Origin of the sequence: Amycolatopsis sp. NPDC051045, from assembly GCF_040682955.1 — a bacterium.
Lineage (GTDB): Bacteria > Actinomycetota > Actinomycetes > Mycobacteriales > Pseudonocardiaceae > Amycolatopsis.
The window spans coordinates 377,015-400,305 of record NZ_JBFBCC010000003.1; the positions used below are offsets into that span (position 1 = coordinate 377,015).

A 23,291-nucleotide genomic window follows, 5' to 3' on the forward strand; every position below is an offset into this window, starting at 1 on the left:
TTGCACCCGGGGCAGCCTCCGCAGGGCCGGCCGTACCCGCCCGGGTACTGGCCGCGCCCGGCGCTGCCGCCGACCGCCCAGCAGCTGCAGGGCCGGACGCTGGCCGCCCAGCCGGAGCCGTACCCCTACCACCGCCGTCCCGTCCACCGGCCGAAGCTGCGCTGGGTGGCGAGCCCGCCGCCCGGCGCGTGGCCGCGCCGCCGCGTCGCGCCGCCCGAGCCGTACCTCGGCCCGCCGTCGTACCCGGTGCCGCCGCGCTGGGGCTTCCCGAACCTGGTCTGGCGGCGCCCGACGTCGGTGCCCGGCACGGCGTCCGACGAGATCCGCCCGATCGACCGGGTGCCGGTGCTCAGCCGCAGCCTGGTCGCCGTCCTCTTCGCGTACGCCGTGCTGGCCGTGGTCGCCGCCGGCGCGGAAATCTGGCGGTACGTCCTGCTCGTCCAGGGCCGCGACTCCGCGCTGTCCCGCTCGGTGGTGGCGTTCTCCGACGGGTTCGTGCTCACCGCGGGCCTGCTGGCCTCGATCCTCGCGTTGCTGCCCGCCGGGCTGTCGCTCTGGTGGCTGCTGGTCGCGCGCCAGGCGGCGGCGGACGTGTCGGGCGACGACCCGCCGCGGCCGGTGTGGCAGGTGCTGGTCGGCGTCCTCGTGCCGGTGGCGAACCTGCCGCTGGCGCTGTCGGTCGTCGGCGAGCTGGAGCACGCGGTGCTGGGCCGCTCTCGTGACGTCCGGCCGAAGCCGTCTCGCCAGGTGCTCGTGTGGTGGGGCGCCTGGCTGCTGAACTGGCTCTTGCTCGGCGCGTCGATCTTGTGGCGGTTCCGCGACGACGTGCAGTCGATGGCCGACAGCGTCGTCCTGGTCGGGCTGACCGACCTCTCCGCGGCCGCGCTGGCCGTGCTGACGGCCCTGGTGGTCCGGCGGTTCTCCGCGCTGCTGGCGCCTTCGGACGCCCGGGACGTGCGCGAGATGCGCGTGCTGAAGGTCAGCGGGGCGCCGGAGCCGGAACTGCGGACCGCACGGCCTGCCGGCGCCGCGCGCTAGTACCTGCCGAAGGCCGGTTCGAGCTGGTCGAAAGCCTGTTCCGCGAGGGGCCACAGCTCGTCGACGATCGCATCCTCGTTCTCGAGGGTCCGGTCGAAGACCTCCTGGAAGAGCACGCGCAGGACCGTGGCGAGATGGGCGCCGGCCAGCGTGGGAGCGAGGTCTTCTTCGAGGTGGCGCCGGACCAGGAGGTCGGTGAGCGCCGCCTCGCGCTCGCGGTGCATCTCGTGCAGCGCGTTCGTCAGTACCGGGCTCTCCTTGATCATCCGCACGAAGCCGGGCCCGGAGAAACCGACCAAGGCGTGCTCGGCGCCCAGCGCTTCGAAGTAGAGCTCGCGGGTGTCGTGGAAGACGCTGTCGCGGATCAGGGCGGTGGGCCAGGACGTGAAGTCGGCGCGGATGTCGAAGACCAGGTCTTCCTTGCGCGGGAAGTGGTTCGTCACGGTCATCTTGGCGACCCGCGCCTCGGCGGCGATGTCCGCGATCGTCACGTCCTCGAAGCCGTTGCGGATGAACAGCCGCGTGGCCACGTGGGAGATGGCCTTCCTGGTCTCGTGCTTCTTCTGGGCCCGGAGTCCCTCGCTCATGCGCGTCACTCTAGTGGGTCGAACCCAAGATTGTGCTTGACCTAGTCGGTAGGTCGAACCTAATCTGAGGTTCGACCTAATCAACTGGGGGTGACCATGACTGCGACGGCAGTCCGGCCCGATGCGGCCCTGTGGCGGCTCGGCGGCGTGCTGATCATGGGTGCGGTGCTGTCGATCCTCGACGCGACGATCGTGACCGTCGGGATCGGCTCGATCGCCCGTGACCTGGACAGTCCGCTGACCACGGTGCAGTGGGTGGCGAGCGCGTACCTGCTCGCGGCGTCGGCGGTCATCCCGCTGTCGGGCTGGTTGACCGACCGGTTCGGCGGCCGCGCGGTGTGGCTCTGGCGGCGTGCTGATGCAGCCGGTCGGGCAAGCGGTCTTCGCGGAGGCGGCGGGCCCCGCGCTGGGCCGGATGATCGGGTGCGTGCAGCACTCGAAACGTGATCAGGACCGGCGCCGACCACGCAAAGCCGCGCAGCAGCGTGCCCGCGGTGAAGATCGCCACCGCCGTCAGACCGTCGCCTGGGTGGCCGGGGCCGCGCTGCTGCTGGCGTACGGGGTCCACGCTTCCCGGACACGTTCGCCGGTGCTCGACCTGGACCTGTTCCGGAACAAGGGCTGGCGCCGCAGGCACTCGGCTCCGCGGCGGTCATGCTGGCGAGCGGCCGGCTCCTGGGCCGCTTCGGACCGCGCCGGATGATGCTGGCCGGGATCGCGCTGTCCGTGCTGGGCACGATCGCGTTCACCCAGCTCGGTTCGGGACCCGGCGGCGTCCTGCTGAGCCTGTCCCTCCTGATCCGCGGCGTCGGCCTGGGCGCCGCGACGACCCCCGGTATGACGACGCTGTACGGCTCGTTGGAGCGGTCTCGCATTCCCCGGGCGGCGAGCGCGTTCAACGTGGTCAACCGCATCGGCGGCTCCTTGGGCACCGCCCTGCTGGCCGCGATCCTCCACAACGCACTCACGGCCGCGCCACCGCCGGCCGCGTTCGGCACCACGTTCACGTGGGCGCTGGCGCTGTCGGCGCTGACCTTGGTCCCCGCACTTTTCTTCCCCCAGAGGAGTTCACGTTGACTCTCCGCCTCCTGAGCGTCCACGCCCACCCCGACGATGAGTCCAGCAAGGGTGCCGCCACCCTGGCGCGCTACGCCGCCGAAGGCGTCGACGTCTTGGTCGCCACCTGCACCGGTGGCGAACGCGGCGACGTCCTCAACCCAGTCCTGGACACCACCGAGACCTGGGCGGACCTCCCGGCGATCCGCCGTCGTGAGGTGGCCGCGGCCGCCGAGATCCTGGGCGTCCGGCAGCGTTTTCTCGGCCTGGTCGACTCCGGCTTGCCCGCCGACGGCGACCCCCTACCCGACGGCTGCTTCGCCGCCCTGCCGCTGTCAGCGGCGGCGGCCCCGCTGGTGGCGCTGATGCGCGAGTTCCGGCCGCAGGTGGTGATCACGTACGACGAAACCGGCGGCTACCCACACCCGGACCACATCCGCACCCACGAGGTGACGGTCGAAGCGTTCACCGCGGCCGCCGATCCCGCGCGTTATCGCGGCTCGGGCGACCCGTGGCAACCACAAAAGCTGTACTACCAGGCCACCCTGAGCCGCGCCTGGTTCCAAACCCTGCACGACGCGACCTTGGCCGCCGGCCTCGAGTCCTCAATGGCCGAAGTCCTGGACGAACTTCCGCCCGACAAGCTCCCGGTCACCACCAGAATTCGCTGCGAAGCGTTCTTCGCCACGCGAGACCGAGCCCTCCTGGCCCACGCCACCCAGGTCGACCCGGCCCACCCGTTTTTCGCCCACTCACGCGAAATCGAGCGGCAAGCCTGGCCCTACGAGGACTACCACCTGGCCCACCCGCCCCCCGGCCCCAACCTCGAAGACGACCTCTTCAGCGGAGTAACCCCATGACACAAGTCCCGTCCCCGATCACGCGAGTTCCGCCTTCAATCACGCGAGTTCCGTCCCCAAACACGCAAGAACCGGGGCGGGGACCCCCGTCACGCGGTGACCCGGAGCTCCCGCAACCCGCGGATCACGAACTCCGGCCGTCGCCGCGGAGTCTCGGCCAGACGCAAGCCCGGCAGCTTCTCCGCCAGCGCACTCAGCGCGGCGGCGATCTCCACCCGAGCGAGAGGAGCACCCACGCAGTAGTGAATTCCGAGGCCGAACCCGAGGTGGGCGTTGGGCGTCCGGCCGATGTCCAGGCGGTCCGGGTCGTCGAACACCTTCGGGTCGCGGGCCGCGGCACCCAGCAACGCGCCGATCTTCTCGCCACGGGAAACGACATGTCCACAGATCGACACGTCCTCGGTCGCCGTCCGCTCGAACAGCTGCAGGGGCGCGTCGAACCTGATCAGTTCCTCGACGCACGAATCCAGAAGGGCAGGTGAAGCCAGCAGCCGCTCCCATTGGTCCCGGTGCGTGAGCAGGGCCGTGATGCCGTTGCCGAGCACGTTGACCGTCGCCTCGTGGCCGGCCATCAGCAGCAGTACCGCGGTCGCCACCAGCTCGTCCGGCGTCAGCTCGCTGCGCAGGAGGTCGCTGATGATGTCCTCGCCCGGTGAGTCCGCGCGGGCCGAAGCCACTGACCGGACGTACTCGACGAACTCGGCGGCTGCCCGCTCGGCGGCGTCGCGTCCTTCCTCGGGGAGGTCGTACTCGTACATCTTCACGATGGCGTTGGACAGCTGGACCATCCGCGGCCCGTCGGTGCCGGGGACGCCCAGCAGCTCGGCGATCACCGCGACCGGCAGCGGCTGGGCGAGGTGCTCGAGGAGGTCGGCGCTGCCGTCGGCGGCGATCGCGGCCGCCAGGTCGTCGACCATCCGGGTGGCGAGCGTCGCGACCATCGGACGCAGCCGCTGGACATGGCCACGGCCGAACGCGCCCGCGATCAGGCGGCGTAGGCGGGTGTGAGCCGGCGGCTCGTTCTCCAGGAGCGAGTTGCGGTGCAGCAGGTTGAAGGAGGCGAACCGTTCGAGCGGCTGGGCGTCCTGCCAGATCCGGCCCAGCCCGCGGTGGCGCAGCACCGCCGACGACGCGGCGTGCGACACCGCGATGGCGAGGCCCAGCCCGTCGTGGAAATGGACGTCGCCCTGCTCACGGAGTTCGGCGAACGCCGGGTACGGGTCTTCCAGGAACGCGGGATCGCGGGGGTCGAACACGTCGCGAGAGTAACCCTTCGATAGCGTCTGAAGCCGAGCCAGAGGAGGCAGCAGTGGGCAAGGGCGCGCGCAAGAAGGGTCCCAAGCAGGCGTCGGACCGCAAGCCGAAGGTGCGTGACGTCTTCGTCGGCCAGCCGTTCGAAGGGCTGGCGGCGGAGCCCGAGCTGATCGCGCTGCGCGAGTTCGTGCCGTCCGCGACGGCCCAGCTCACCCTCGCCGACGGTGGCGACGTCACCCTGGGGACCGTGCTGCCGATGGCGGCGGCCGCGTTCGTCCGCTCGGACGGCCGGCGTTACCTCGGCCTGCAGGTGCAGACCCGCTCGTCCGACATCAGCCGTGACCTCGGCCGGTCGCTGAAGTGGCTGCTGGACGCCAAGGAGGGTGACGTCCTCGGGGTGCCGGACACCACGACCCCGCCGTCCGCCGATGAGCACGCGCGTCTCCAGGACCTGCTGACGCCGGGCGCCGAACTCGACGTCACGCTGCACACGGACTTCGGCTGGTGGCTGCCCGAGGATGCGGACGCGACCGGTGACGTCGCGGTGTCCCTCGAGCGCGCCAACGCCGCGATCATGCCCACCGAACGGCTCGGCTCGGGTGCCTACTGGGTTCTCGCCGGCGAGAAGGCCCACCTGCGCTGGGTCCGGCCGGAGCCGGAGAACCTGCTGCTCCAGGCGCTGGCCCGGCTGTCCGCGGCCGGTGAGCTCGGCCTCGGCGAGGGCTCGCGCTACGCGGGCTCGTTCCGGGCCCACGGCCTGCTCGTCCCGGTCTGGGACCTCGACTCCGAGGCCCACGCCCGCGAGTGGGCGGAGGCGAAGGACGCCCTCGGTGCCCGTCTCGAGACGGCGCTGAAGTCGCTCGACGACGAGCCGCTGAACGCGACCGAGCGCCGCGCGCGGGACGGCCTCATCGGCCGTCAGCTGACCCTGCGCTGACCGCCGTCGGAGGGTCCCGGACCATCGGTATGAACCGGTGGTTCCTCACCGCTCGATGAGCGTTCAACCAGGCATTATGTGGCGTACCAGACACCACAGCCGGATCGCGGCGGTGGGACGATTCTCGGTGTGATACTTCACATCTGCGGGGCGGCCGACTGGGCCGAAGTGGGTGAAGGCGGCGAGTACCAGCCGCCTTCACTGGGGGAAGCCGGGTTCATCCACTGTTCCGACTTCGGCACGGCACACCTGCCGGCCAACGTCCTCTACCGGGGCCGCACCGATCTGGTGCTGCTCGAGATCGACCCGGCGAAGGTCGGGTCCCCGGTCCGCTGGGAAGACGGCGTGCCGCCGCATCCGGCCGGGATCTGGTTCCCGCACGTCTACGGTCCGATCCCGCGCGAAGCGGTCGTCGGCGTGCACGAATTCCGAGAGTTCGACGGCGGCGGTTTCCGGCTGCCCGACTCGCTTGCCCACCGCTGACGTGGGCAGATCATCACCCGGCCGAGCGATCGCGAACCCGGCCGGCTACGCGGGCAACCTGAGGGGGCTGTGATGCGTGTTGGGGAGGAAGGCGACTCGGCTTCTGGCTACCCGACCCCGATGGGAGGCGATACCGTGACCGCTGCGGCACCCGTCTTCACCGGGGGAGACACTGCGTCGACCGGTACCGATCCGACCGGCAGCCACGGCGGAACGGGTACCGGTGAGCGGATTGTCTCCGGGCCGCGTCCGCCTGCTTTCGGCCGGGTTGCCACCCCGGTGACCAGCGCAGGCCGAGGGAGGGCCGCGACGTTGCCGGGTGAGTTCATCGACTTCGGTGATTTCGTGCAGGCCACCCTGCCGGGCTTGCTGCGGTACGGCCACGCGCTCACCGGCAACCCGCACGACGCGGCGGACCTGGTGCAGACCGTGCTGGAAAAGATGGGCTCGCGGTGGTCCTACGTCCACGAGAAGACGGGCGACCCACTGGCCTACGTCCGCCGGTCGATGGCGAACGCGCACGTGAGCCGCTGGCGCCGGACGCGTCGCGAGAACCTCGTGGCGGATCTGCCGGACACCAACCCGCACGTGCCGTCGGACCCGTTCGAGCACGAGCCGCTGTGGCGTGCGTTACGAACGCTGCCGCCGAGACAACGCGCCGTGATGGTGCTGCGTTACTACGAAGGTCTCTCGGAAGCGGAGATCGCCGGTGTCCTCGGCGTCACCCAGGGCACCGTCAAAAGCCAGGCCAGCAAGGCGATCGCGTCGCTACGGATGAAGCTCAAGTCGGTCGACGGCGAAGGGAGTGGTGCGGGTTGAACATCTCCGAGGACGAACTGGAGCAGCGCCTGCGCGCGCTGTTCGCCGACGAGCGGCTGGACTTGCCGCCGCCGCCGCCCGATGCCGGCACCGTCATCGTCGCCGGTGCGCGCCGGCGTCGCCGTCGGCGCCATACCGTCCAGGCGGTGGCCGGGGTCGCGGCGGCCGTGGTCACCGTCGCGGGTGGGCTGACGATGATCCGGCTCCACACGGAGGACGGCACCGCGGTGATGTCCGCCGACGGGACCGGAGTCAGCGTCAAGCCACCCGAAAACCTCACGCAGGGCCGGCCGCCCGAGCCGTCGACGCCCGGGCCGACCAGCACGCAGAGCATCCAGGCCACTGCGCCTCCGGGAGCATCGACGCGGACGCCGCCGCGGCCGTCGTCCACCCCGTCGCCGTCCACGCTCGCCGACGTGACGAGCGGGCCGCTGCTCGCGGCCGACGGCTTCGGCAAGCTCAAGCTCGGCATGTCCGAGGCCGACGTGGCCGCGCAGGCCGTCACCCTCAGCGACGCGCAGGCCGGGGCGAGCTGCACCGTCTACAAGGCACAGGGCAACGGGGTGCCCGCGGCCGCGAGCGTCGTCATTTCCAAGGCGGCCGGGCTCGTCGTCGTCACTCCGGACGTGGCCGTGCACACCGCCGAAGGCATCGGTGCCGGGTCCACGAAGGACCAGGTCCTCGCCGCCTACCCCGCGGCCAAGGAGGAGTCCGGTGACGTCGTCGCCCCGGCCGGTACCACCGCCGAATACCGCTTCCGGCTCGGCGAGACGGGCGTCGTGCAGACGAGCCTGACGAGCGCCACCCAGGACTGCGCCGGCTGAGTGCCGACCGCATGCGGAAACCCGGGCTGTCCACAGGGGGAGAGCCCGGGTTTCCGGCTTCTTGCGAAGCGAATTACCGCGTGGTGGGAGCGGAACTCAGAGCTTGCCGCCGGCCACCGGGGGCATCTGCGAGTCGGTGCCGCCGTCGCCGACGGACTCGCGGTACAGGTGCGCTTCGACCTCGAACAGGTTGCCGTTCGCGCGCTTGACGACGTTCAGCAGCGTGCTCATCTGCGAGATCTCTTCGACCTGCTCCTTGAGGAACCACTGCGTGAACTGCTCGCTGATGTAGTCCTCTTCGGCACGCGCGGCCTTCACCATCGCGGAGATGTCGGTGGCGACCTCCTTCTCCTGCTCGAGCGCGAGCTCGATGAGCTCGGTGACGCCGGAGAAGTCGTTGCGCACTTCCCCGGTGCCGGGGATCTCGACGTGGTGGTCGCGGTCGAGCATGTACTGCACGAGCGCCATCGCGTGGTTGCGCTCTTCGACGGACTGCTTGTAGAAGTGCTTCGCCAGCTGCGGCAGGTCCTCGGCGTCGAACCACACCGCGAGCGCGATGTACTGCTGGGACGCGTTGAACTCGTTGTGGATCTGCGCCTGCAGCAGTTCGTAGAACTTCGAGCGCGGCTCTTTCTTCTTGGTGAGGGCCATGCGCACCATGATACGGCAGAATTCGATTTTCGACCACTTGCGACTGGTGATCTGGCCCCTATTAGGGTTACCATTCCTAAAGAAGACTCACCTAATTTAAGTAAGCCTTCCCTAATGGTGTACGCCTTTTAGGGAAGGCTTGCATCACAACGGATCGCGGCGTACCGGGCAGGACATGCACCGCGGACCGCCCCGGCCGGAGCCCAGTTCGGAGCCCGCGATCGGCAGCACCTCGATGCCGGCCGCCTCCAGCCGCTCGTTCGTCTCGACGTTCCGCTCGTAGCCGACGACCACGCCGGGCGCCAGGGCGAGGGTGTTGTTGCCGTCGTCCCACTGCTCGCGTTCGGCCGTCACGGGGTCGAGGCCGGTGTCGATGACGCGCAGCCGGTCGATTTCCATCGCCTCGGCCGCGGCCACCAGGAACGGCGCCGGACCGGCGACCTTCACCCCGCCGTCGCCGGTCGGGCGCAGCGTGAACGCCGTCAGCAGGTCGCGCGCCAGCGGGTACATCACCACCGCGTCGGCGTCGACCATCGTGCACACCGTGTCCAGGTGCATGGTCGCGCGGGACTGCTCGATCGGCACCGCCAGCACGGTGTGCGCGATGCCGTCGGCGAACACCGACCGGGCGAGCGACTCCGCGCCGGCCGCCGTCGTCCGCTCGCCGACGCCGATGGCGAGCACGCCCGGCGCCAGCAGCATCACGTCCCCGCCCTCGATCGGCGCCGAATGGGCGCCGTACGCGCGGGCGGCGTGGCGGAACTGCGGGTGGTAGGCGTAGATCAGGTCGAGCACCGCGGTTTCGCGGCGCCGCGCGGGCATGGTCAGCGACGAAACCGCCACCCGATCGGCGATCCACACCGACGAGTCGCGGGTGAACAGCAGGTTCGGCAGCGGATCGACGGCGAAGTCGTGCGGGTGGTTCATCATCCGCACCAGCGACGCGCCCTCCGCCGACGGCAGCTCCTCGAACGTCATCCCGGCCATCAGCACCTCGGCGAGGCCGGCCGCGTCGACGCCGGAGAGGTGTGACCGCAGCGAGTCGGCCAGGTCGCCGCCGAGCCGCCGGTCGTCGACCGCCGCGTGCACGCCCGCCGCGTGGGCCCGGTCGTCCTCCAGGGCCGTCCGGAGCGCGTCGGCCAGCAGCAGGACGTCGACCCCGCGGCTGCGCAGCACTTCGGCGAACGCGTCGTGCTCGGCCTGGGCCCGGTCGACCCACGGGATGGAGTCGAACAGGAGCTGGTCGTTGTTGCGGGGCGTCAGCCTTTTGAGCTCGTTGCCGGGCCGGTGCAGCAGCACCGCGCGCAGGGGTCCGACTTCGCTGTCCACCCGGGGAGGTGTCGTTTCGTCGATCACCCCCCGATCTTAGTCAGGGCAACCAGGAAACGTGCCCCTTCAGCAGGGCATATCCGACGAAGGACACGAAGTCGAACAGCGTGTGCGCGGCGACCAGCGGCCACAGCCGGTTGGTCTTCTGCCACAGCCGCCCGAAGATCAGACCCATGATGAAGTTGCCGACGAACCCGCCGAACCCCTGGTAGAGGTGGTACGACCCGCGCAGCACGGCGGCGCCGAAAACGGCGTTGTTCTCTCGAACACCGAGCTGCCGCAGCCGCGTCAGCAGGTAGCCGATGACCAGCACTTCTTCGGCGAAGGCGTTGCCGAACGCCGAGAGCGTCAGCGAGATCGGCCGCCACCACGTATCGCCCAAAGTGGACGGTTGCACCGCCAGGCTGAACCCGAGGTGGTAGGAGACGAAGTACAGCGCCAGCCCGGGAAGCCCGATCACGGCGGCGAGCACGACGGTCAGGAGCGTGTCATAGCCCGGTGACCGGCGGTCCAGCCCCAGCCGGGTGATCTTGATGCCCGCGCGCCACAGCAGGTACAGCCCGAGCGCACCCCAGCCGACCAGCTGCGCCGCCGACAGCAGCTGCTTGAGCAGGTCGATCAGGCTCGCCGCGGCCTGCGGCACGTTCAGCTGGGTCTGCTGCTGGGCCAGCGGCACCGGCTGCAGCAGCGAGTCCACAAGGGACAGCAGGCTGCGCACGCCGGACATGCCCAGCGTGATCCCGAAGACGATCAGGAGCTCGATCTTGATCGCACGGCGCTCGGCGGGGTCCTCGATCGTCCCGGGGAACTCGGGGCGGTCCGGGGCCAGCCACGATCGCGCGGTGAACGTCATGCGCGCACGCTACCTTCGGGGTATGCCGAGGAGCATCGCCACCAACGAAACCGTCGACCGCGCCGCGCTGGTCGAGTTCCTGTCCACCCGCCACCGGGCGATCCTGCTGACCACGAAGGCCGACGGCGGCCCGCAGCTTTCGCCGGTCACGTGCGGCGTGGACGCCGAGGGCAGGCTGGTCGTCTCGACCTACCCGAAGCGCGCGAAGGTCGTGAACGTCAAGCGCAACCCGAAGGTCTCGGCCTGCGTTCTGTCCGACGAGTGGAACGACCAGTGGGTGCAGCTGAACGGCACCGCCGAGGTGCTGGACATCCCGGATTCGGTCGAACCGCTCGTGGACTACTTCCGCAGCATTTCCGGCGAACACCCGGACTGGGACGAATACCGCGAAGCCATGGTCAAGCAGGGCAAGAGCATCATCCGGGTCACGATCGAGAGCTGGGGGCCGATCGCGAAGGGCGGCTTCCCCGCCGAACTAGCCTGACCTCCCGCGCAGGAACGGGCAGCCGACCAGCCGTCGCAGCTCCGACGCGAGCTGCGACGGGTCGTCGACGGACTTCGAGAACGCCAGCCGCACGTCGTGGTCGCCCGTGTCGGACTCGACGCGCAGCCGCAGCCCGAACCGGTCGAGCCCGAGCGGGCGGATCCGGCCGCCGCGCAGCCCCGGCGGCAGGTGCTTCGCCAGCTGCTCGACGACGTCGGAGTGGTCGCTCTCCAGGTGCCGCAGCCACCGGGCCTCGTAGTCGTGGAACGGGTCGGGTGGCGCGGCGCTGAACATGTGCGGGCGCAGCGAATGGGTGCCTTCGGCGTCGGCGAGCACGAGCGAGGCGGGGGTGAGCCGCAGCAGTGTCACGCCGTGGCCGACGTCGAGGAGCCGTTCGTCCGGCCGCGTCTCGGCGATCGTCACCGCCCGCGCGCGGGCCGACACCGGGGACAGCGGCCGCAACCAGCCGGTGATCCACAGCAGTCCGCGGATCGGTTCACGCAGGTCGACCGGGGCCTGGTCGGCGATTTCGACCATCACCGCCAGCTCCCCGCGCTGGGTCTGCTTCGCCGAGCGGACCATCGGGTGGTCGTCGGGCAGCAGCACGCTGACACTGCCGCTGTGGTGCACGTGGTGCAGGACCGGCACGACGCGTTCGCCGTTCAGGTCGGCGCGGTCGCAGGTGGGCAGCAACGACGCGGGGCCGTTGCGGGTCGCGATCGTCTTGGCGCGCTCGGCGGGGTTCGGCGCCGGCGGGCGGCGGACGGATGTGGGGGCCTCGGTCACGGCTCACCTCCTACTTAGGTGAGCCTAACCTGAATTTGCCGGTCTGGATAGTCGTGGCGATCACGTCGCTTCCGCTGAACGGCGCATCCGGTAACGCCGGTGCCCAGTTCGTCGAAAAGGCGGGTAACCACTCCGAACCCGGTGGGGGCTCCGCGTGCAGATCGTCCCGTTTCCCGAGCGCGTGCGCGCTTTCGAGCTCGACCCCGCCATGCCGTCCGGTGCGCTGCCGATCTTCGGCGAGTACCTCGACCGCCTCGGCCGGAACACCACGAACCGCCGGCTGGTGGGGGGCTTCTTCGTGGTGTTCGGAATCGCCCAGTTCTTCGCCGGTGCCGGGGTGGCCCTGGCGATCGGGACGTTCGCGCTGGCCGGCTCGATCGAGGCGTGGTGGCTGCACCGCGCGTACGTCAGGGTGCCCGAGACGCGGTTGAAGCGGGAGGCGTTCCGGCAGGTGGACATCACCGCCGACGGCCTGGTCGCGGCCGGGCGGACGGTCGGCGTCCGCCTGCCGGACGGCCGGTGGCTGCGCGTCCGGCTCGACGAAGCACACCGGCTGCTGGTGGCCGGGCATCGGCGGGTCTGGCTGCTGGGGCGGGGCCCGAAGGTGTTCGTCGGCTTCTCCGGCGTGGTGCGGGTTCGCCGCGCCCGGATCCACGACGCGCCACCGCCGGGTGCGGTGCGGGTTCCGGAACCGGCCGGGTCCGGTTCACCGAGGCTCGACCCGGTGCTGACCGCGCACCGCCGCCAGATCGCCCGCGACCTGCGGGTGACGGCGGCGTTCCTGCTGGTGCTGGCCGGGTTCGCGGGATGGGTCGGGCTCGACTTCCCGGCCGTGGGGTGGGTCGCGTGGACGTTCGGGGCCGGCGCGCTGCTGGGTGCGCTCACGGCGCTGCTGCGCTCGATCGCCCACGACCGCCCCCTCGCGGCGGACCACTGGACGGAGCTGCGCGCGGTCCTCGACGGCCCGGTGCGCATGAGCCGCCACGGCTCGGCCCGGCTGAGCGGCTTGACGATGCTGGCCGACGGAACGGTGGTCGGCTTCCGGCTGCCCAAGGCGGACCCGTCGATGGCCGCGAACATCGCGGCGACGGGCCGGCTGTGGATCGCGGGGGTACCGAAGCCCGGAGGGGCGAAGACGGGCGTGCCCGGTTATCCGGTGCTGGGCACGGTGTGGCTGGGCTGAGCGCCAAGTCCGGCCGGCAACGCGCGTGCGTCGTCCTGCCGGGCTACCCGGTGCTGGGCACGGCCTGGCTCGGGTAGCGCGCCCAGTTCGGCCGCCACGCATCGGCGGCGCGCTCGCTCTTCGCGAGGTAATTCCGCAGCGTAGTGAGGCCAGGGTGCGCGTTGCCCCGGCGCCACACCAGTGAATGCGGGTACACCGGCACGGGCTCTTCGACCGGCACGCGCCGCAGGTCGTGCTCGGGTGGCCACAACACCCGGCTCCCCGCCCCGACCAGGGTCGCCACCTCCGTCGACTCCGCGATCGTGTCCAGCACGACCTCGGTGCCGAAGTTCGGCCCGGCCGCGTCGATCGACAGACCGAACGCGGCCGCGAACTCGGCGTAGTACGCGCCCCACTCGGTCCCGGGCACCACACCGGGCATCCAGATCCGATGCCCGGCCAGCTCGGCTGGAGCCACCGAAGGCGATTCGGCGAGCGGATGCCCGGGGCCGCACAACAGCTGGATCGGCTCGTCGAGCACCCACTGTGCCTCGAGGTCCTCGGGCAGCGCGAGGACCGTGCGGAACGACGCATCGATCGAGCCGTCCCGGATCGCGGCGACCGCGGTGTCGAAGAGCGTCGCGACCTCCAACGCGACGTCCGGGTGGGCCTCGTGGAATCCGCGCAGCAACGTTGCCGGGCACAGCCGCCGGCCGATGACGTCGATCCGGAGCGGCCCGGTGCGCACCGACGCAAGCGCTCGCAGCTCGGCCGCCAGCAGTTCGCGGGCGTGCGGCAGGAACGCCTCGCCGTCGCCGGTCAGGCGGGCGCCGCGCGCGGTGCGGGTGAACAGCCGGGCCCCGAGGGTCTTCTCCAGCGCCGCGATGCGCTTCGAGACCGCCTGCTGCGTGATCGACAGGTCGGTGGCGGCGTCCTGGAACCGGCCCGCCTCCACAACGGCGACGAAGGTGCGCACGGCGTCGAGGTCCACGACGACCGACTCTAGATTCACAACGCCGCGTTGTGGCTCGCCGCCGCTTCGGTTGTTTGCTCCGGACGGCGGTTCCTCGCTTTGATCTCCCGGTGATGCGCGGGCGGTCGCTGGGGCCGCGGTTCAGGTGGCTGTGGTCGGCCTACGCCGTGAGTGCCTTCGGGACCTGGCTCGGGTTCGGGGCCTTCCCCCTGCTGGCCATCCTCGTGCTGCACACCGGGCCGGTGGCGGTCTCGGCACTCGCCGCGGCCGGGCCGGCCGTCGGGGCGCTCGTCGCCGTGCCGCTGGGGCCGTGGGTCGATCGCCGCCGGAAGCGGCCGGTGCTGGTGGCGATGGATCTGGTCCGGTTCGCCTCGCTGATCAGCGTGCCGGCCGCCTACGCCCTCGGCGTGCTGAGCTTCGCGCAGCTCCTCGCCGTCTCGGTGGTCGTCGCCGCGGCGGACATCACGTTCACCTCGGCCGGCGGGGCTTACCTGAAGGGGCTGGTGCCGCCCGAGGACCTGCTCGTGGCGAACGGCCGGTTCGAGGCGACGAACTGGACCGCCACCGCGCTCGGCCCGCCGCTCGGCGGGGCCGCGTTCGCGGTGCTCGGGCCGGTGACGTCGGTGGTCGCCAACGCCGTCAGCTTCCTGCTCTCCGCCCTCGGCCTCCGCGCGATCGCCGCGGACGACGAGCCGCGTCCGCGGCCGACCACCCGGCTGCGTGCCCGTGACCTGGCCGAGGGGTGGCGCACGATCCTGACGCACCCCGGTCTGCGGCCGCTGTTCTTCAACGTCCTGTTCTTCAACGGCCTCATCATGGGAACCGAGCCGCTGCTCGCCGTGCTGATGCTGAACCAGCTCGGGTTCGCGCCGTGGCAGTACGGGCTCGCGTTCGCCGTCCCGTGTCTCGGCGGCCTCGCCGGCTCGCGGCTGACCCCGCGGCTCGTCGAGCGGTTCGGGCGGCACGCCGTGCTGCTGACAGCGGGCAGCCTGCGGGCGTGCTGGCTGCTCGCGCTGGCCTTCGTGCCGGGCGGCACCGGCGGGCTGGTGTTCGTCATGGTCGTCGAACTCGGCCTGATCGTCTGCTGCAGCGTGTTCAACCCGGTGCTCGCGACCTACCGGCTCGAGCAGCTCCCGGCGGACCGCATCGCGCGGACGCTCTCGGCGTGGTCGGTCAGCACCAAGGCGGCGATCGCCGCGCTGACCGCGAGCTGGGGCCTGCTCGCCGGCTTCACCGGCGCGCGCGTGGCGATCGGGGTTGCCGGGATCCTGGTCCTGGTGACGCCGCTGCTGCTGCCCCGCCGCGACCGGACGCCGGTGGCCGCCTAACCCAGCGACTTCCGCGTCGCCTGCTCCGTCTCGAGCACGCCCTGCCGGATGCCCTCCAGCTGGTCGCTCAGCTCCCGCACCGCGCCGGTGTCCACGGCGACGTCCGTCGTCGCGGCCGTCAGCTCCGCGACCCGGGCCACCAGGCTGTCCAGCCCGAGCGCGCCCGACTGCAGCTGGGCCAGCAGCTTGTCCCGGGCGCCGGAGAGCCGCGCGTGCACGTCCGCCTGGGCCTGCACCGCCGTCAGCGCCTGTTCGAGATCGCCATGGACCTCCGGGTTCGCCGTGCGCAGCTCGCGTTCCAGCCGACGCCGTTCGTGCGCGACGGCGTCGAGGTCCACCCGGGAGAGGGCCAAGCCGGTCGCCGAAGCGCGGCCGGCCAGGCGGTGCAGGGTCGACAGCGTCTCCTGGACCACCGCCTCCATGTCCGCGACGCGCTCGGCGAGCGGACCGGAGCTGAGGGACCCGCTGAGCGAGACGAACCCCTCGGCCGCGCCTTCGGCCCGGCGCAGCCAGTTCTCCTCGGCCGACCCGGGCGTGACGTCGAGCACCCGCGGCACACGCCGTTCCGGCTCCTTCTCGCGGGTGGCGACGGCTACGCCCGCCCACGCCGCGAGGACGGCGACGCCGACACCGGCCGACGCGACGACCGGCAGCTGCACGGCCCACGCCACCCCGGCCGATGTCGCGGCGAGCAGCAGTCCCCACGGTTCGGCGAGCTCACGGGCGAACTTCATGACCGGAGGATCTCAGAAATTCGAGATCACGGAGGTGAAGACCTGGTTGATGGAGTCCGGTTTGGACGAGTCGTACTCCGATCCTTCGGTCGCTTCCGCGATCTGCTTCAGCACGCCCTGGTCGGCGTCCCCGCCGTAGGCGATCGTGAACAGCCGGACCGTCTCCGCGTTGCCCTCCGGCCGCAGCTGCGGCACGAGGTGGTCGAGGTCGATGCCGCCGGAGTCCTCGTTGCGGCCGTCGGTGAGCACCACGACCGCGTTGATCGCCGCCGGGTCGAGGTGGGCGTTCAGGTACTCGTACGCGGCCAGCGTCGAGTCGTAGAGCCCGGTGCCCGACTGCGGCGTCAGCCCGCTCAGCCGCATGGCGAGCGTCTCTTTGCCGCTGTTCCCGAGCGCCTGCACCGGGAGCAGCTCCTGGTAGTCCTTGTCGCCGTCGAGCCGGGTCGAGAACTGCCACAGCCCGACCTGGTCCCGTGGCACGAACTGGCCGAGCGAGTCGATCGCCGCCTGCTTCGCCAGGTCGATCTTGCTCTTGCCGGTGCCCTTCACCTCGTCGCCCATCGAGCCCGAGACGTCCACGACGAGCAGCACGTTCGCCTTCTTGCGCAGGTCGGTCCACGTGGCCAGCAGCTTCGACAGCACCGTCGGCGACGGCGGCTGCAGGAAGCTGATCTTCGCGTCCGGCTGGACGCCGTTCGCGGTCGTCACCTGCGGGCCCGGCTTGCCGTCGAACGACCGGAAGCCCAACGCGGCGAACCGCTGCTGCGTCTCCGGCCCCCGCAGGTAGCCGAGGAAGTCCGCAGCGATCTGCTTGCGCGTCGGATCGGCCCAGTTCAGCGTGACGAACGGGTGGTCGGAGTTGAGCGTGCCGTCCGCCGGGTAGATCGCGACGATCGGCACCTTCGGCGGTGCGTGCTGGCCGACCTTCGCCGGGTCGTTCGTCGGGTTGCCCTGGTTGTAGCCGATCAGCGAGCTCTCCTCGACGGTCACCGCCGAGATGTAGGACAGCGCCGCACCGCGGTCGTCGGCCTTCTGCAGGTTGGTCAAGAAGGTCAGCGTGTTGTCGCCGTAGTGCACGATCGCCTGCTCGATGTTCGAGACGAACTGCTTGGCCTCGGGCTTCTCGAGCGCGGCCGCGGTGAGGTCGGACGACGTGCCGGTGGCCGCGTAGTACGCGCCGATGGTGGCGTTCAGCCCGGCGGTCGAGATGTTCGGGTTCGTCTTGCCGAGCCGGAACTTCCCCCACTCCGGGTGGCCGTACTTCGCCCAGCCCGCGGGGTCGGTCGCGAGCGTGGCGAGGTCCTTCCAGCCGATCGGCTTGGCCGGCCAGCCGAGCGCCTCGGCCATCGGCTTCGGCATCGCGACGGTCAGCGGGGAGTTCGCGATCGACTGCGGGTCGCCGTCCGGCACGATCGACGCCGAGTCGCCCTTCGCGTTGACGCGCAGCAGGTTGACCCAGCCGCTCGCGGCCGGCGTCCAGACGTCCGGGCGCGGCCCGTCGGTGGCTTCGTTCCAGCCGTTCGCCAGCGCCTGCATCGCGACGCCGGAGGACTTCGATTTCACGACGACGTCGACGCAGTGCCCGGCGACCGACCGTCCGGAGTAGGCCTTCGCGGCTTCCTGGACGATGCCGGCCTTCTCCGGCGAAGAGGCGATGGTCAACGCGACCGCGTCCGAACCGGTGCATTTCGGCTGGTCCGCGTCGTCACCCGAGTCGCTGGTCCAGTACCGGATGCCGATGATCAGGCCGGCGGCGACCACGATCGCGGCCACGAACGGGAGGAACTTTCTCTTTCGCCGTGCTGGTTGGGAATTGATCATCGAGGGCCTCCCCGTTCCGCCGGAAATTCCATTATCGGCCAGCGGAACGAGGGCGGGACGGTAATTCCGGAACTTGACTATCCCTTAGGGCCGCGGCGCGACCACGTCCAGGCGTAACCGGGGTCTTCGGACGCGTCGGCGGCTTCGCCGAGCTCCAGCGGCGCGAACGTGTCGACCATGACCGCGGTCTCGTCGAAGAACTCCGCGCCGATCGACGCCTCCGCCGCACCCGGCTGCGGGCCGTGCGTGAAGCCGGACGGGTGCAGGGAGAGCGAGCCGATCCCGATCCCCGAGCCCTTCCGGGCCTCGTAGTTGCCGCGCACGTAGAACATCAGCTCGTCGGAGTCGACGTTCGCGTGGTTGTACGGCACCGGGATCGAGTCCTTGTGGTAGTCGACCTTCCGCGGGCAGAAGGAGCAGACGACGAAGTTCGGGCCCTCGAACGTCTGGTGCACGGGCGGCGGCTGGTGCACCCGGCCGGTGATCGGCTCGAAGTCGTCGATGTTGAACGCCCACGGGTAGAGGCAGCCGTCCCAGCCGACGACGTCGAACGGGTGCGTCGCGTAGGTGTAGCGGGTCAGCCCGGCGCGGTGGCGCACGAGCACCTCGACGTCCTCGCCGTCCTCCAGCAGCGGCTCCGACGGCCCGCGGATGTCGCGCTCGCAGTACGGCGAGTGCTCCAGGAACTGGCCCTTCGCCGACAGGTAGCGCTTCGGCGGCCCGATGTGGCCGCGCGCCTCGAGGGTGAAGAGGTTGATTTCGCCGTGGGGGACGACCCGGTAGGTGCACGACGTCGGGATGACGACGTAGTCGCCGTCGCCGGCCTCGATGCGGCCGTAGATCGTCTCGAAGGTCGCGGAGCCGCCGTGGACGTAGAACAGCTCGTCGCCCGCCGCGTTGCGGTACAGCGGGCTGGGCGCGGTCGCCGTGACGAACCCGATGGTGACGTCGTTGTTGCCGAACAGGCGGCGGCGGTCGGTCACCGCGTCGGCTTCGCCGCCGAACTTGAGGTCCTGCGTGCGGAACGCCCGCGGCTTGAGCGGGTGGTTCGGGGTCAGGGACCCGCGGTCCTCCTCGACGGCGACGGCGTCGACGATCGCCGTCGGCAGCCCACGGTGGTAGAGCAGCGCGGAGTCGGCGGAGAAGCCTTCGACGCCCATCAGCTCCTCGGCGTAGAGGCCGCCGTCCGGCTTGCGGAACGCGGTGTGCCGCTTGTGCGGGATCTCGCCTACTCGCCGGTAGTAAGGCATCGACGTCCCCTTCTGACGTGTCCGGTGTGCGAACGATTTTGTTCTGATGTCGTACGCTACTAGCGTGTCAGTCGTGTCAAGCGCTGTGGAACTCACGCCACCCGGCCCCCGTGGAATTCCCCCGCTGTTCGCGAGGCTCGTCGACGATTCGGCGCTGTTCCCTCCGGTCGGTGCGGCCATGCCCGAAGCGCTCCGTGCGCACTTCGTCAGCCGGGAGTCCGAACACGCCGGTGTACTGGGGGTTTTCCTCTGCCAGGCCTCCCGGCTACCGGAACTGATCACCGAGCTGATCAAGATCAAGCCGAAGCAGCCCCTGCCGCTCTCGCTGATCATCGACACCGGCCTCGGCGGCGTCCCGAAGGCGATCTCGATCGTCGAGTCGCGCAGTGAGCTGCTGGCGCTGCGGATGGTCGAGATGCCCGCGCCGTCGGACGTCGACGAGGTCTGGCTGGAGCGCGTTTCGGAGTTCGTCCCGGAGGACGTCATCCGGGTGGTCGAGCCGCGGCGCGGCGTCGGCTGGCTCGACGGCGTGCGGAAGGTGATCGAGCACGGCAGCTGGCCGAAGATCCGCTGCGGCGGCCAGGCGGGCGAGAACTTCCCCAGCGTCGACGAGGTGGCGGACTTCCTCGCCGTCGTCAGCGGGTCCAGTGGCGCGTCGTTCAAGGCGACGAACAGCCTGCACCGCGCGGTCCGGCACACCGATCCCGGCAGCGGGTTCGTGCACCACGGCTTCCTGAACCTGCTCGTGGCGTCCGCGCGCAGCCTCGCCGGCGGCGACGTCCGGGCGGCGCTGGCGTCGACCGACGCCCAGGCGCTGGCCGACGAGGCCCGCGCGCTGTCCGAGCCGGCGGCGAAGGCCGTGCGGGCGCTCTTCGCGTCGTACGCGGCGGCCTCGTTCGAGCAGCCCGTCGCCGACATGGGCGAACTCGGCTTGCTGTGACCAGCCGGGAGGGGTCGCTGACGCTCGACCGGGGGTTGGCGCTGCTGCAGGCAGTCGCCGACGCCGGCGGGGACGCGGCGACCATCTCCGAGCTGGCCGTGGCCATCGGGGCCAGCCGCGCGGCCGTCTACCGGCTCCTCGTGCCGCTGTCGGAGCGCGGGTTGGTGTGGCGCGACGGCACCAAGGTCCGGCTCGGCGTCGGGCTTCTCCGGCTGGCCGGGCAGGTGCTGCCGCAGCTGCGGGACGCGGCCGGCCCGGTCCTGCGCGAGCTGGCCGAGAAGGTCGGCGCGACCGCGCACCTGTCGGTCGCGCAGGGTCCGCAAGCGCTTGCGGTGGCCGTCGTCGAGCCGTCGTGGACCAGTTTCCACGTCGCCTACCGCGTCGGGAGCAGACACTCGCTGACCGCCGGCGCGGCCGGCAAGGCGATGACCCTGCGTCCCGGCGGCAGCGGCTGGGTGACGTCGACGGGTGAGCTGCAGGCGGGCGCTTCCGGCGTCGCAGCGCCGGTGCGCGGGGTGCCGGGACTGCGGGCGAGCGTCGGCGTCGTCTCGATGGAGCCCCTGAAGGCGGCCGACGTGGGCCCTCAGGTCGTCGCGGCCGCCACCCGGCTGGCCGACATCCTGAAGACCGACGGCTAACGCAGCGGCCGGACCATCGTCAACAACAGCGCGACGTCGACGGTGAACAGCAACCGCTCGAAGAGACCCAACGTGACGTCCTGGTGCGCCGGGCCGAGGACGAGCGTCAGCACGAACCCGCCGAGCACCACGCCGACGCTGGCGAAGCTCGCCGTGGCCAGGCGCCGGATCGTCGTCCGGCGGGGTTCCCAGGGGCAGCGTTCGCGGCCCTTCTTCGTCAGCACGAACGCGGCTGCGGGCAGGGCGACGAACGCCGTGAGCGCGGCGAAGTTGTGGACCTGCCCGGAGAGCGAACGCGCCTGCCCGTCGGGGTCGACGGGCACGAGGCCGCACACCAGCAGGCCGGCCGACCAGATGCCGAGCAGGCCGCAGACCGCGGTGGTGCCCGGTCGGTGCGCCTTCGCGATGCCGGCGAGCAACGCCACCGAGCCCAGCGACAGCGCCAGGCACATCACGCTGAACACCGGCGCGGCCGAGGACGTGCCGAGCTTGCCGTGGACGTACTCGGACAACGTCTGCCAGATCGGGCTGACTTGGGCGGAGAGCCGCAGGTGCAGGGCGATCGAAATGGCCACGGCGAGGCCGATGCCGCCGAGCGCGATCCGGCCGTGCAGCGGCGAGACCGCGGTCGAGGGTTCGTTCACCTGGTGCTCTCCCTTTCGTTGCCGAAAGGTTACCGGGTGAACCTGTGAAGGAGCGGTCAGAAGGCCAGCTGGAGCAGGGCGAACGCCGCGAACCCGGCGAACGCGAACCCGGCGCAGCGCTGGATCAGCTTCGGCCGGATCCGGCTGCGGAGCTTCCCGCCGATGAACACGGCGAGCCCGGCGACCACGACGAGCGCGCTGAAGGCGCCGACGCCGACGGCGAAGGGGTTGCCGATCCGGGCGGCGAGGCTCGCCGTCGCGAGCTGGGACGCGTCGCCCCACTCGGCGGCGAAGAGCACGCCGAACGACGTCATCGCCGAGCGCATGAAGGACAGCGGCGAGGGGCCGGCGCGCGAAGCGTCTTCGCCCGCTGCGTCGGCTTCGCTGAATCCCTCGCGGAGGAGCATGAAAGCGCCGAGGCCGAACATCCCGGCGACGACCAGCGAAAGGACTACGTCCGGCAACAACGTCAACACGCTGCCGAACGCGACCGCGATGACGCATTGCACGGCGAAGGCCGCGCACACCCCGGCGAAAACCGGCCAGCCGCGGAAACGGGTGGTCAGCACCAGGGTCGCGACGAGCGTCTTGTCCGGCAGTTCCACAGCGAGGACCAGGCCGAACGCGCTGATCAGCGCCACCATAGCGGCAGTCATGAGTATTCTTTCGCCCCTTTCACTGCAACGATAAAGGGGCATCTCTGAAAGCCGCAAGCTGATGGCTACCTCGAAATTGCCTGATCGGCAGCCATGAATTCGGCGTCCCGGGGGGTCACACAATTTTTTTCGGCGTGCCGAATTTTCGGTTGTGGCCTGCGGTAGGTTGATCGGCATGGGGTCTGAGGCGCGTGCTGCGCAGGTCGAAGAGGTCATCCGCCGGTTGGAAGCTCACTACGTCTTCCCGGACGTTGCCGCGAAGCTGGCGGAGGTGCTTCGCGCGCGTCTCGGCGAAGGCGCGTACGCGGACCTCGGTGACCCGGAATTCGCGACGGCCGTCACAGCGGACCTCCAGTCGGTGAACGACGACAAACACCTGCGGCTGCGTCACCACCTCGACCCCGTCGCCGTGGACGGTGACGCGGAGCACGCGTCCGAAGACTTCCGGCGCGTCGCCGAGCTGGAGAACTTCGGGATCGCCTCGGTGCGGCGGCTCTCCGGCAACGTCGGTTACCTCGACACGACCATGCTCTACCCGGTCGACCTCGCGGCGCCGTCGGTCTCGGCGGCGATGACGCTGGTCGCGTCGGCCGACGCGCTGCTGATCGACGTGCGGCGCAACCGCGGCGGCGACCCGGAGACCAGCGCCTTCCTGCAGAGCTACCTCGTTGACGAGCGGACCCACTACCTCGACTTCTACGAGCGCGACGGCGACCGCGTCACCCAGATGTGGACGCTGCCGTACGTCCCGGGGCCGAAGTTCGGCGGTACCAAGCCGATTTGGGTGCTCACCGGCCCGGCGACGTTCTCCGGTGGCGAGGACCTCGCGTTTTCGCTGCAGCGGCAGGGCCGCGCGAAGACCGTCGGCGAAGTGACGCGGGGCGGCGCGCACCCCTGCGATCGGTACAAAGTGGACACTTACCTGGACGTGACGGTGCCGATCGCCCGCTCGTACGACCCGGAATCGGGGGAGAACTGGGAGGGCGTCGGCGTGCCGCCGAACATCCCGGTCGCCGCGGACAAGGCCTTCGACACCGCGTACGCGCTGGCCCTCCGGCACGTCCTCGAGCTGGGGGATTCGGGCCCGCGGCGGCTCGTCGCGGACGAGGCGCGGAAGGCCCTCGACCAGCTGTAGGACGTTGGTCCCGCCACGAACGGGACCAGTTGATCTGGCCGCGTCACCA

General features: G+C 70.9%; 26 protein-coding genes. 14 read left to right on the plus strand and 12 right to left on the minus strand.

Going from position 1 to position 23,291, the window contains the following annotated elements; all coding sequences use genetic code 11:
* Nucleotides 1–1,038 (plus strand): DUF4328 domain-containing protein, encoded by a 1,038-nt coding sequence (locus AB0M80_RS09565; RefSeq protein WP_364561328.1) that lies wholly within the window; start codon nt 1–3, stop codon nt 1,036–1,038.
* Here AB0M80_RS09565 and AB0M80_RS09570 read toward each other — a convergent pair.
* On the minus strand, nt 1,035–1,625 hold the full coding sequence (locus AB0M80_RS09570) for a TetR/AcrR family transcriptional regulator (RefSeq protein WP_364561331.1): 591 nt from the start codon (nt 1,623–1,625) through the stop codon (nt 1,035–1,037). The two genes, AB0M80_RS09565 and AB0M80_RS09570, sit on opposite strands and share 4 nt — an antisense overlap.
* A gap of 96 nt (nt 1,626–1,721) precedes the next feature.
* On the opposite strand from AB0M80_RS09570, the gene AB0M80_RS09575 reads away from it, so the two are divergent.
* From AB0M80_RS09575 to mca, 3 genes are all read left to right on the plus strand, one after another.
* Entirely contained in the window at nt 1,722–2,072 is a 351-nt protein-coding gene (locus tag AB0M80_RS09575) for an MFS transporter (protein ID WP_364561334.1), read from the plus strand.
* Nucleotides 2,073–2,246: 174 nt separating this feature from the next.
* On the plus strand, nt 2,247–2,702 hold the full coding sequence (locus AB0M80_RS09580) for an MFS transporter (RefSeq protein WP_364562024.1): 456 nt from the start codon (nt 2,247–2,249) through the stop codon (nt 2,700–2,702).
* A complete protein-coding gene (mca, locus tag AB0M80_RS09585) occupies nt 2,699–3,541 on the plus strand; it encodes a mycothiol conjugate amidase Mca (RefSeq protein ID WP_364561336.1) in 843 nt (280 codons plus the stop codon). The genes AB0M80_RS09580 and mca overlap by 4 nt, the downstream gene beginning before the upstream one ends.
* Nucleotides 3,542–3,630: 89 nt before the next feature.
* Here mca and AB0M80_RS09590 read toward each other — a convergent pair whose 3' ends face one another.
* Nucleotides 3,631–4,797 carry a cytochrome P450 gene (locus AB0M80_RS09590; protein ID WP_364561339.1) on the minus strand — a complete coding sequence of 389 codons (1,167 nt, stop codon included), beginning with the start codon at nt 4,795–4,797 and terminating at the stop codon, nt 3,631–3,633.
* Nucleotides 4,798–4,850: 53 nt separating this feature from the next.
* Here AB0M80_RS09590 and AB0M80_RS09595 point away from each other — a divergent pair, with 53 nt between their 5' ends.
* The 4 genes from AB0M80_RS09595 (at nt 4,851) to AB0M80_RS09610 (ending at nt 7,858) form a co-directional block, all read left to right on the plus strand.
* Nucleotides 4,851–5,732, plus strand: coding sequence for a DUF5926 family protein (locus AB0M80_RS09595; RefSeq protein ID WP_364561341.1), 882 nt, complete (start codon nt 4,851–4,853; stop codon nt 5,730–5,732).
* Between the two features lie 129 nt (nt 5,733–5,861).
* Entirely contained in the window at nt 5,862–6,215 is a 354-nt protein-coding gene (locus AB0M80_RS09600) for a DUF952 domain-containing protein (RefSeq protein WP_364561343.1), read from the plus strand.
* Between the two features lie 312 nt (nt 6,216–6,527).
* Nucleotides 6,528–7,034, plus strand: coding sequence for a SigE family RNA polymerase sigma factor (locus AB0M80_RS09605; protein WP_364561345.1), 507 nt, complete (start codon nt 6,528–6,530; stop codon nt 7,032–7,034).
* Nucleotides 7,031–7,858 (plus strand): hypothetical protein, encoded by an 828-nt coding sequence (locus tag AB0M80_RS09610; RefSeq protein WP_364561348.1) that lies wholly within the window; start codon nt 7,031–7,033, stop codon nt 7,856–7,858. The genes AB0M80_RS09605 and AB0M80_RS09610 overlap by 4 nt, the downstream gene beginning before the upstream one ends.
* A gap of 96 nt (nt 7,859–7,954) precedes the next feature.
* On the opposite strand, the gene AB0M80_RS09615 is transcribed toward AB0M80_RS09610, so the two are convergent.
* The 3 genes from AB0M80_RS09615 to AB0M80_RS09625 all read right to left on the minus strand — a co-directional run bounded on the left by AB0M80_RS09615 (nt 7,955) and on the right by AB0M80_RS09625 (nt 10,691).
* Nucleotides 7,955–8,509, minus strand: a complete 555-nt coding sequence (locus AB0M80_RS09615) for a ferritin (protein ID WP_360277390.1) — start codon at nt 8,507–8,509, stop codon at nt 7,955–7,957.
* A gap of 144 nt (nt 8,510–8,653) precedes the next feature.
* A complete protein-coding gene (locus AB0M80_RS09620; protein ID WP_364562027.1) occupies nt 8,654–9,838 on the minus strand; it encodes an arginine deiminase in 1,185 nt (394 codons plus the stop codon).
* A gap of 40 nt (nt 9,839–9,878) precedes the next feature.
* Nucleotides 9,879–10,691 (minus strand): CPBP family intramembrane glutamic endopeptidase, encoded by an 813-nt coding sequence (locus AB0M80_RS09625; protein ID WP_364561350.1) that lies wholly within the window; start codon nt 10,689–10,691, stop codon nt 9,879–9,881.
* 22 nt (nt 10,692–10,713) lie between these two features.
* Between AB0M80_RS09625 and AB0M80_RS09630 the strand changes: the two genes are divergently transcribed.
* Complete coding sequence (locus tag AB0M80_RS09630) at nt 10,714–11,175, plus strand: PPOX class F420-dependent oxidoreductase (RefSeq protein ID WP_364561353.1); 462 nt, start codon at nt 10,714–10,716, stop codon at nt 11,173–11,175.
* On the opposite strand, the gene AB0M80_RS09635 is transcribed toward AB0M80_RS09630, so the two are convergent.
* A complete protein-coding gene (locus AB0M80_RS09635; RefSeq protein WP_364561355.1) occupies nt 11,167–11,961 on the minus strand; it encodes a DUF2470 domain-containing protein in 795 nt (264 codons plus the stop codon). The genes AB0M80_RS09630 and AB0M80_RS09635 overlap by 9 nt on opposite strands.
* 154 nt (nt 11,962–12,115) lie before the next feature.
* On the opposite strand from AB0M80_RS09635, the gene AB0M80_RS09640 reads away from it, so the two are divergent.
* The gene (locus AB0M80_RS09640) at nt 12,116–13,144 is read left to right on the plus strand and encodes a hypothetical protein (RefSeq protein ID WP_364561357.1); all 1,029 of its coding nucleotides are present in this window, start codon (nt 12,116–12,118) and stop codon (nt 13,142–13,144) included.
* A gap of 43 nt (nt 13,145–13,187) precedes the next feature.
* Here AB0M80_RS09640 and AB0M80_RS09645 read toward each other — a convergent pair whose 3' ends face one another.
* Nucleotides 13,188–14,114 carry a LysR family transcriptional regulator gene (locus AB0M80_RS09645; protein ID WP_364561359.1) on the minus strand — a complete coding sequence of 309 codons (927 nt, stop codon included), beginning with the start codon at nt 14,112–14,114 and terminating at the stop codon, nt 13,188–13,190.
* Between the two features lie 92 nt (nt 14,115–14,206).
* On the opposite strand from AB0M80_RS09645, the gene AB0M80_RS09650 reads away from it, so the two are divergent.
* Entirely contained in the window at nt 14,207–15,424 is a 1,218-nt protein-coding gene (locus AB0M80_RS09650; protein WP_364561361.1) for an MFS transporter, read from the plus strand.
* Here the strand turns inward: AB0M80_RS09650 and AB0M80_RS09655 are convergent.
* From AB0M80_RS09655 to AB0M80_RS09665, 3 genes are all read right to left on the minus strand, one after another.
* Nucleotides 15,421–16,158, minus strand: coding sequence for a hypothetical protein (locus tag AB0M80_RS09655; protein WP_364561364.1), 738 nt, complete (start codon nt 16,156–16,158; stop codon nt 15,421–15,423). The two genes, AB0M80_RS09650 and AB0M80_RS09655, sit on opposite strands and share 4 nt — an antisense overlap.
* A 12-nt stretch (nt 16,159–16,170) precedes the next feature.
* Nucleotides 16,171–17,979 (minus strand): substrate-binding and VWA domain-containing protein, encoded by a 1,809-nt coding sequence (locus AB0M80_RS09660; protein ID WP_364561366.1) that lies wholly within the window; start codon nt 17,977–17,979, stop codon nt 16,171–16,173.
* A gap of 77 nt (nt 17,980–18,056) precedes the next feature.
* Nucleotides 18,057–19,229, minus strand: a complete 1,173-nt coding sequence (locus tag AB0M80_RS09665) for a homogentisate 1,2-dioxygenase domain-containing protein (protein ID WP_364561369.1) — start codon at nt 19,227–19,229, stop codon at nt 18,057–18,059.
* Nucleotides 19,230–19,314: 85 nt separating this feature from the next.
* Here AB0M80_RS09665 and AB0M80_RS09670 point away from each other — a divergent pair, with 85 nt between their 5' ends.
* On the plus strand, nt 19,315–20,169 hold the full coding sequence (locus AB0M80_RS09670; protein WP_364562029.1) for a hypothetical protein: 855 nt from the start codon (nt 19,315–19,317) through the stop codon (nt 20,167–20,169).
* On the plus strand, nt 20,166–20,807 hold the full coding sequence (locus AB0M80_RS09675; protein ID WP_364561372.1) for a helix-turn-helix domain-containing protein: 642 nt from the start codon (nt 20,166–20,168) through the stop codon (nt 20,805–20,807). Before AB0M80_RS09670 ends, AB0M80_RS09675 begins: the two co-directional genes overlap by 4 nt.
* Here AB0M80_RS09675 and AB0M80_RS09680 read toward each other — a convergent pair.
* Nucleotides 20,804–21,451, minus strand: coding sequence for a DUF998 domain-containing protein (locus AB0M80_RS09680; protein WP_364561375.1), 648 nt, complete (start codon nt 21,449–21,451; stop codon nt 20,804–20,806). The two genes, AB0M80_RS09675 and AB0M80_RS09680, sit on opposite strands and share 4 nt — an antisense overlap.
* A 56-nt stretch (nt 21,452–21,507) precedes the next feature.
* Nucleotides 21,508–22,095 carry a TMEM165/GDT1 family protein gene (locus AB0M80_RS09685; RefSeq protein WP_364562032.1) on the minus strand — a complete coding sequence of 196 codons (588 nt, stop codon included), beginning with the start codon at nt 22,093–22,095 and terminating at the stop codon, nt 21,508–21,510.
* 187 nt (nt 22,096–22,282) lie between these two features.
* Between AB0M80_RS09685 and AB0M80_RS09690 the strand changes: the two genes are divergently transcribed.
* Entirely contained in the window at nt 22,283–23,242 is a 960-nt protein-coding gene (locus AB0M80_RS09690; protein ID WP_364561378.1) for a S41 family peptidase, read from the plus strand.
* The last annotated feature ends 49 nt before the right edge of the window (nt 23,243–23,291 follow it).